This window comes from Methylibium sp., assembly GCF_035762065.1.
Lineage (GTDB): Bacteria > Pseudomonadota > Gammaproteobacteria > Burkholderiales > Burkholderiaceae_C > Methylibium.
This window is the reverse complement of sequence record NZ_DASTPW010000049.1, coordinates 33,079-40,055: the sequence shown is the minus strand read 5'-3', so window position 1 is coordinate 40,055 and position 6,977 is coordinate 33,079. Positions and strand designations below refer to the sequence as shown.

Below are 6,977 nucleotides of genomic sequence, written 5' to 3'. Positions count from 1 at the left end.
GAGAGCCGCTCGCCGACGGGCTGATCGCGCCACGCGAGGTCCTCCTCGCTCTTTCGCGCCGTCGCCTTGTAGCTCTCGGCGAACGTCACGAGACGTTCGGTAGCGTCGGCGCGCCGGTTCATCACGACGTCCTCGACGAGCTCGCGCAGCGCCGGATCGATCTGGTCGTAGACGCCGAGCTGTCCCGCATTGACGATGCCCATCGTCAATCCCGCGCGGATCGCGTGATACAGGAACACCGTGTGGATCGCCTCGCGCACGGGATCGTTGCCGCGGAAGGAGAAGCTCACGTTCGACACGCCGCCCGACACCTTCGCGCCGGGCAGGTTCTGCTTGATCCAGCGCGTGGCCTCGATGAAGTCCACCGCGTAGTTCGCGTGCTCCTCGATGCCGGTGGCGATCGCGAAGATGTTCGGGTCGAAGATGATGTCCTCGGGCGCGAAGCCGACCTCGTCGACGAGGATCCTGTAGGCCCGCGCGCAGATCTCGGTCTTGCGCGCGAAGGTGTCGGCCTGGCCTTGCTCGTCGAAGGCCATCACGACCGCGGCGGCGCCGTAGCGGCGCACCAGGTTCGCCTGCCGCTTGAACTCGGCCTCGCCTTCCTTCATGGAGATGGAGTTGACGATGCCCTTGCCCTGGATGCACTTGAGGCCGGCTTCGATCACGCTCCACTTCGAGCTGTCGATCATGATCGGCACGCGCGCGATCTCGGGCTCGGAGGCGATGAGCTTCAGGAAACGCTCCATCGCGGCGACGCTGTCGAGCATCGCCTCGTCCATGTTCACGTCGATGACCTGCGCGCCGTTCTCGACCTGCTGGCGCGCGACCGCGAGCGCGTCCTCGAACTGGCCCGCCAGGATCATCCGCGCGAAGGCCTTGGAGCCGGTAACGTTGGTGCGCTCGCCGATGTTCACGAACAGCGTGCCTTCGCCGATCGCGACGGGCTCGAGCCCCGAAAGTCGCATCGGGGGCACGGAGGACGTCGCTTCGTTCATCGCGCTTTTCATCGCATCACCTCGATCGGCGGGCCGCGTCTTCGGTGCTGCGGCCCACCCGTTGCACCGCGCGCGGCGGCATGGGTGAGCGCGGTTGCGAGAAGCGCCGCGTGGGACACCGGCGGGCCGCTTCGTGTCGAGCCTGGCAGGCGGCTTGGGCCGGCTGTCGCAGCGCTCCTCGAACGGCCGGAAGTTTATCGGCGGCCACCGGCGCGCCGGCGCGCCAACCGGCAAAGCCCCCGGCTTGCGGCGTCGGCGATCCGCGGTTGCAATGCGCGCCTCATGAACACTCCCGCCTCGATGCTCACGCCGGCCCGCGCGACCCTGGTCGCCTGCGCCGTCCTCGTCGCCGCATGCGCGACGCCGACCGCCTCCGGCCCGGGTGCCCCGCCGGTCAGCGAGGCGCCGGTCGCCGCCGGCGCCGGCGGTCTGTTCGGCAGCGGCCTGTCCGAAGCGCTCGAGCCGCAGCGCGCCCGGCTCGCGCAACTGCTGCGCGGCACGCCGGTCGCCGTCGAGGCGACGGCCGAGCGCGCGCTGCGCATCGCGGTGCCGCTGAAGAACTCGTTCGAGCCGGGCCGTTCGGCGGTGCGGCCGGCGCTGGCCGCGGTGCTCGACCAAGTCGCCACCGGCTTCAAGCCCTACGCCGCGACGAGCGAGCTGCGCATCGCGACGCCCGACGACCCGAACGCCAGGGTCGCCGGCCGCTTGCCGAAGGAGCGCAGTGCCAGCGTGCGCGACTACCTCGTTGCGCGCGGCGTGCCGGTCTCGCGGATGCCGGTGCTGGCCGCGACGAGCGGCGATGCGGGCGTCGAGCTGCTGGTAGTGGATCGGCCGCTCAACGCGAAGTAGCCGCGGGCGTGCTGTGTGGCGCCCCGCATTCGCGCGATCGGCGCGCGACGCCCCTCAGGCCGGCTCGGCTTCCTGAGCCAGCGCGCTGATCCACCGCTCCTGCACGACGCGCGGCTTGTAGGCGCTGACGCGCTTCGCGATCTCGGCGATGTGCTCCGGCGTCGTGCCGCAGCAGCCGCCGGCGATGTTCAGGAAGCCCGCCTGCGCGAAGCCCTCGACCAGGCCGCCGGTGATCGGCGGGGTTTCGTCGAAGCCGGTGTCGCTCATCGGGTTCGGCAGGCCGGCGTTCGGGTAGCAGGAGACGAAGGTGTCGCCGGCGACCTTCGCCAGCTCCTCGATGTAGGGCCGCATCAGCGCCGCGCCGAGCGCGCAATTCAGGCCGACGGCCAGCGGCTTCGCATGCCGCACCGAATGCCAGAACGCGCTGACGGTCTGGCCGCTGAGGATGCGCCCCGAAGCGTCGGTGACGGTGCCGCTGATGATGATCGGCAGGCGCTCGCCGGTCTCCTCGAACAGCTCGTCGATCGCGAAGATCGCGGCCTTCGCGTTGAGCGTGTCGAAGATGGTCTCGACGAGGAACAGATCGGCGCCGCCTTCGAGCAGGCCTTCGGCCTGTTCCTTGTACGCGGCATGCAGCTCGTCGAAGCTCACGTTGCGGGCGGCCGGGTCGTTCACGTCGGGGCTGATGCTCGCGGTGCGTGGCGTCGGGCCGAAGGCGCCGGCGACGAAGCGCGGCTTGTCGGCGGTGCCGTACTTGTCGCAGGCGGCGCGCGCGAGCTGCGCGGCAACGAGGTTGATCTCGCGCGCGATCGGCGCGAGCCCGTAGTCCTCCTGCGCCACGGTCGTCGCGCCGAAGGTGTTGGTCTCGATGAGGTCGGCGCCGGCGGCCAGGTAGCCCTCGTGGATCTCGGAGATGACGTCGGGCCGCGTGAAGACCAGCAGTTCGTTGTTGCCCTTCAGATCCTTGCCGTGATCCTTGAAGCGCTCGCCGCGGTAGTCGGCTTCGCCGAGCTTGTAGCGCTGGATCATCGTGCCCATCGCGCCGTCGAGCACGAGGATGCGTTGCTTCAGCAGCTCGGGCAGTCGCGCGCCGCGGGTGTAGGGCAGGGTCTTCATCGAGCGGATTCTAGAAACCGATCGATCGCCGCTCGCGCACCCCGGGCTTCACGCGGTGCTCGGCTTCCAGCTGCGACAGGAAGGCATCCGGCTCGAAGCGATCGCCGAGGATGTCCACCTGCCGCTGCACCGCCGCGAAGTCGCCCGGCGTCAGCTGGTCGAGCGCGGCGAGCCGGGCGCGCTGCTCGTCACCCAGCGCCGTCGCGTCGCCGGCCAACGCCTCGGCGACGAACATCCGCTCGCGCTGCGCCGCCTCCAGCGGCTTGAAGCGGATCTTGAAGCTGAAGCGGCGCAGCGCGGCTTCGTCGAGCTCCTCGAACAGGTTCGTCGTGCAGACGAACACGCCGCCAAAGCGCTCCATGCCCTGCAGCATCTCGTTGACTTCGCTGACCTCATAGCTGCGCTCGGCGCGCAGCCGGCTGCGCAGGAAGCTGTCGGCCTCGTCGAGCAGCAGCACCGCGCCTTCGCGCTCGGCCTCGTCGAACATGCGGGCGAGGTTCTGTTCGGTCTCGCCGACGAACTTGCTCATCAGATCGGAGGCGCGCTTGATCGTGAGCGGCTTGCCGAGCGTGGCGGCGACATGCTCGGCGAGCGCCGTCTTGCCGGTGCCCGGCGGTCCGTACAGGCACAGCGTGCCGCAGCCGCGGCGCGCGAGCGCCTCGACGATCTTCGGCAGCGCGAAGCGCGATTCGACATTGACGAGATCGAGGTCGTAGGCCGTCACGCTCGGCCGCGGCTTCGCGTCGCGCGGCTTGCTGCCGAGCGCCTTGTCGGCGTTCGCGAGCTGGCGTTCGATCAGCGCCTGCGCCGAAGCGCCGCCGGCATCGGCCAGCGTCGCGAAGCGCACCGCGGTGCGGATCTGCGCCGGCGTCAGCCCCGCACGGCCGGCGAGCCGGGCGACGAATTCCGGCGCCGCCTCGACGCCCGCGAGCGCACGCCGCACGATCGCCTCGCGAGCACCCGGCGGCGGCGAGTTCAGCTCGAGGTGGTACTGGAAGCGCCGCCGGAACGCCGGGTCGATCTGCTCGATGCGGTTGGTGACCCAGACCACCGGCACCGGGTTGGTCTCGAGGATCTGGTTGACCCAGGCCTTGCCGCCGACCGAATGCGCGGTGCCGCTGTCGCTGGCTTCCAGGCGCGCCATCAGCTGCGCGGCGTCGCCCGACAGCGGCGGGAACACGTCCTCGACCTCGTCGAACAGCAACGCCACCTGCGGGCTGCCCTTGAGGAACACCTGGCTCATCTGCAGCGAGCGGTAGCGGTCGCGGCCCGACAGCGAATGGCCGTCGCGGTCGGCCGCTTCCACCTCGTAGAGCTGCAGGCCGGCGGCCTGCGCGGCGACCTTCGCGAGCTCGGTCTTGCCGGTGCCGGGCGGGCCGTAGAGCAGCACGTTGACGCCCGGCTCCTTGCGCGCGACCGCCTGCGCCAGCAGCGCGACCAGCACCCGCGCATCGTCGGCAACGAACTCGAAGTCACTCATCGCGAGCAGGCTTGGCGCCGCGGGCTTGGTGAACACGGCCATCAGGTCGCCGGGCGCGTGGTACTCGCGCATCAGCACGGTGGGCAGCTGGTCGCTGACCTTCATCACGTCGGCGAGGTCGGTGATGTTGTGCTCGGAGATCAGGTTCTCGACCATGCCGATGCGTTCGAGCCGCGAGCCCACGCGCAGCGCGTCGGCAACCTCGCGCTCGTCGACCTCGGCCACCGCGGCGATCGCCGCGTAGGCCTCCTGCGCGCTGCCGACCTTGAACTCGACGAGCAGCCCGCGCAACTCGCGCTGGTACCGCGCCAGGGTCCCGTACAACAGCAGCGCGCGCTCGGCGGGATTCAGCTGCAGCAGGCCGGCGAGCGCGTCGATGTTCTTCTGCACCAGCGTCGATTCCTTCTTGACGCTCTTGGCCAGCCACTCGGCGGTGGCGCCGAGCATCGCGAGCAGGTCGCGCGGCGCATCCTTGACGTACTCGTCGAGGTAGAAGAACAGCGTGCCTTCTTCATAGGCGCCGCGCCAGGCGCCGAAGCGGTCGACGAAGGCGGCGTCGCTGAGCGCCGCATGGCCGGCCCACGCGGCATGCGCGCGAACGCGGCCTTCGAGATAGTCGCGCAGCCTGCGCAGCACGCTGGGCGGCCACACCAGATGGCGGGCGGTCAGCGACAGCAGCGCATGGCAGTCGCGGCGCAGGTTGAAGCGGCCGAGGTGGCGCAGCGCGAGCGTCAGCACGAACTGCGAGCACAGCCGGTCGAGCACCGGCGCATCGGCCAGGCCCGGCGACAGCAGCAGGCGAGCGTCGGCGCTCGTTGAAGCACGGCCTCGGCTCGGGGGCTGTTTCGGCATGGCGACGTGGATCGGGTGGGCGAACCATCTTCACCCAGCACCTCGATCGTCGCAAGCGCGACGGCCGCGCAGCGCGGCCATCGCCGCGCCGGGAAGGCTTGCAAGCGGGACCCGGCGGCCCGGTCGCGCGCGGACGAGCTCGGATGCAGTCCGTCCGACTTCGGTCCGCCGTTGCGGCGGGTGCCGCGCTTCGCGACGGCTCAGTGCATCACGACCGGCTGCTGCATCAGCGCGGAGTAGCGGCCGACGAAGGCGTCGACCTCCTCCTCCGAAGGCGAGGTCTCGACCAGCGCATCGACGCCCTCGCGGAAGCTCGCCGCGAGCGAGCCTTCGATGAAGATTTCCTTGCGCGCGAGCTTGTCGACGATCTCGTAGCCGCCGCGGGTCAAGCTCGCGCCCTCGGCCGCGCCCGGGTTGACGGTCACCTCGATCTGCACCACCGCGAAGTGGTCGGAGTTGTAGAGCATCAGCATGGTTGACTTCCTTGCCGCGTCAGATGAGGTAACCACCGCAACTTTCAAGCCATGCCGGCGCGGCTCAGCGCATGCGCAAAAGCTCCAGCGATTCGCCCTTGCCATCGGTCAGCACGACCTTCACCGGCAGAAATTGCCGGTTCGGATCGAGCCAAAACTCGGCGCGGGTGTCGTGCTCCTCTTCGGGCTGGCGCAGCATGTGCAGCGCGTCGATGCGGCCGTCGGGCGTCTCGATCGCCTGCATGCCTTCGAAGCGCAGCGCCCACACGCGCGCATCGCCGCGCGCGCCGACCACGCGCAGCCGGAACACCTCGCCCGCCGGCGGCGTCGCGCGCCAGGCGTTGGCGATCGCGGCGAGATGGATCATCACGCTGACGCGGTCCTGCACGCCCGGCGTGAAGGGCACCTCGCTTTGCTGGCCCGAGAAGCTGATCGTGCCGGCCGCGCGATCGAAGTTCGCCGCCAGTTCGCCGCGGCGGATGCGCTTGTCGGTGAAGCGCTCCGGCACCAGGCCGCTCGCGTCGAGGCGCCCGCGGCTCGCCTGCGTGATGAGCGTGCCGACGATCGGCACGCGGCCTTCGAGCTGCAGCCGGTAGGCGTTGCCCTCGGGCTGCCAGGCGATCTCGCCGCTGCCGACGATCGCACCGCGCGTAAGCCGGTAGGCGATGGTCGCGGCGGCCGGCGGCTTCGCACGGTAGGTCGGCAACGCGGGGGCGGCGGGCGGCGCCGCAGGGGCTTGCGCGAGCAGCACGTCGGCCGGCTCGTCCGACCCGCTGCGGGCTTCATGCGTCTGCACGGCCGAAGCGTGCGCGACGACCAAGGGCTCGAAGGCCGCCACCGCGTGGCCGGCCTCGATCATCGGCGGCCGCTCCTCGAACCCCGCGCTGCGCGCAAGCACGCGGCGCGGCGGGGGCGAAGGCCGAGGCGCCTTGGGCTCGACGGCCACCGGCGCCGTTTGCGCCTCCTTCACCTTCGGTTCGGCCTGCACCTGTGCCAAGCGCACCGTCGCCGCCTGGGCGCTTGCCGGCCGCTCGAAAGACGGCGCTTGCGGCAGCTCGAACTGCCCGATCAGGCCGGCGTGCAGGAGCACGACGCAGGCGGCGATTCCTATGAGCCGGGCCTTCATCGGCCGGCTCCGCGTGCGGCGGCCGGCAAGCCCCGAAAACTACAATCCGCGGCCCTTCCCGCACCGCCTGGCCACGGGCCTTTCGC

6 protein-coding genes and 1 riboswitch are annotated in these 6,977 nt (G+C 70.7%); of the genes, 1 reads left to right on the top strand and 5 read right to left on the bottom strand.

Features of this window, described 5'->3' with window-relative positions:
• Positions 1 to 1,007, bottom strand: a 1,007-nt coding sequence (locus tag VFR90_RS14685) for a dihydropteroate synthase (protein WP_326406898.1), incomplete at its 3' end; no start/stop codon positions are given.
• Positions 1,008 to 1,074: 67 nt separating this feature from the next.
• Positions 1,075 to 1,181: riboswitch (S-adenosyl-L-homocysteine riboswitch) on the bottom strand.
• A gap of 96 nt (positions 1,182 to 1,277) precedes the next feature.
• On the opposite strand from VFR90_RS14685, the gene VFR90_RS14680 reads away from it, so the two are divergent.
• Positions 1,278 to 1,844: an OmpA family protein gene (locus VFR90_RS14680; protein ID WP_326406897.1), complete on the top strand. Its 567-nt coding sequence runs from the start codon at positions 1,278 to 1,280 to the stop codon at positions 1,842 to 1,844.
• 54 nt (positions 1,845 to 1,898) lie between these two features.
• Here VFR90_RS14680 and VFR90_RS14675 read toward each other — a convergent pair whose 3' ends face one another.
• The 4 genes from VFR90_RS14675 to VFR90_RS14660 all read right to left on the bottom strand — a co-directional run bounded on the left by VFR90_RS14675 (position 1,899) and on the right by VFR90_RS14660 (position 6,891).
• Complete coding sequence (locus VFR90_RS14675; protein ID WP_326406896.1) at positions 1,899 to 2,960, bottom strand: homocysteine S-methyltransferase family protein; 1,062 nt, start codon at positions 2,958 to 2,960, stop codon at positions 1,899 to 1,901.
• 10 nt (positions 2,961 to 2,970) lie between these two features.
• Entirely contained in the window at positions 2,971 to 5,292 is a 2,322-nt protein-coding gene (locus VFR90_RS14670; protein ID WP_326406895.1) for an ATP-binding protein, read from the bottom strand.
• Between the two features lie 200 nt (positions 5,293 to 5,492).
• On the bottom strand, positions 5,493 to 5,765 hold the full coding sequence (locus VFR90_RS14665) for a BTH_I0359 family protein (RefSeq protein WP_326406894.1): 273 nt from the start codon (positions 5,763 to 5,765) through the stop codon (positions 5,493 to 5,495).
• A gap of 64 nt (positions 5,766 to 5,829) precedes the next feature.
• Complete coding sequence (locus VFR90_RS14660; protein ID WP_326406893.1) at positions 5,830 to 6,891, bottom strand: DUF3108 domain-containing protein; 1,062 nt, start codon at positions 6,889 to 6,891, stop codon at positions 5,830 to 5,832.
• Positions 6,892 to 6,977 lie beyond the last annotated feature (86 nt).

Excerpts from the sequence above, each read along its gene's own strand:
- VFR90_RS14680 (WP_326406897.1), top strand. The coding sequence starts at position 1,278 with ATGAACACTCCCGCCTCGATGCTCACGCCGGCCCGCGCGACCCTGGTC.
- VFR90_RS14675 (WP_326406896.1), bottom strand. The coding sequence starts at position 2,960 with ATGAAGACCCTGCCCTACACCCGCGGCGCGCGACTGCCCGAGCTGCTG.
- VFR90_RS14670 (WP_326406895.1), bottom strand. The coding sequence starts at position 5,292 with ATGCCGAAACAGCCCCCGAGCCGAGGCCGTGCTTCAACGAGCGCCGAC.
- VFR90_RS14665 (WP_326406894.1), bottom strand. The coding sequence starts at position 5,765 with ATGCTGATGCTCTACAACTCCGACCACTTCGCGGTGGTGCAGATCGAG.
- VFR90_RS14660 (WP_326406893.1), bottom strand. The coding sequence starts at position 6,891 with ATGAAGGCCCGGCTCATAGGAATCGCCGCCTGCGTCGTGCTCCTGCAC.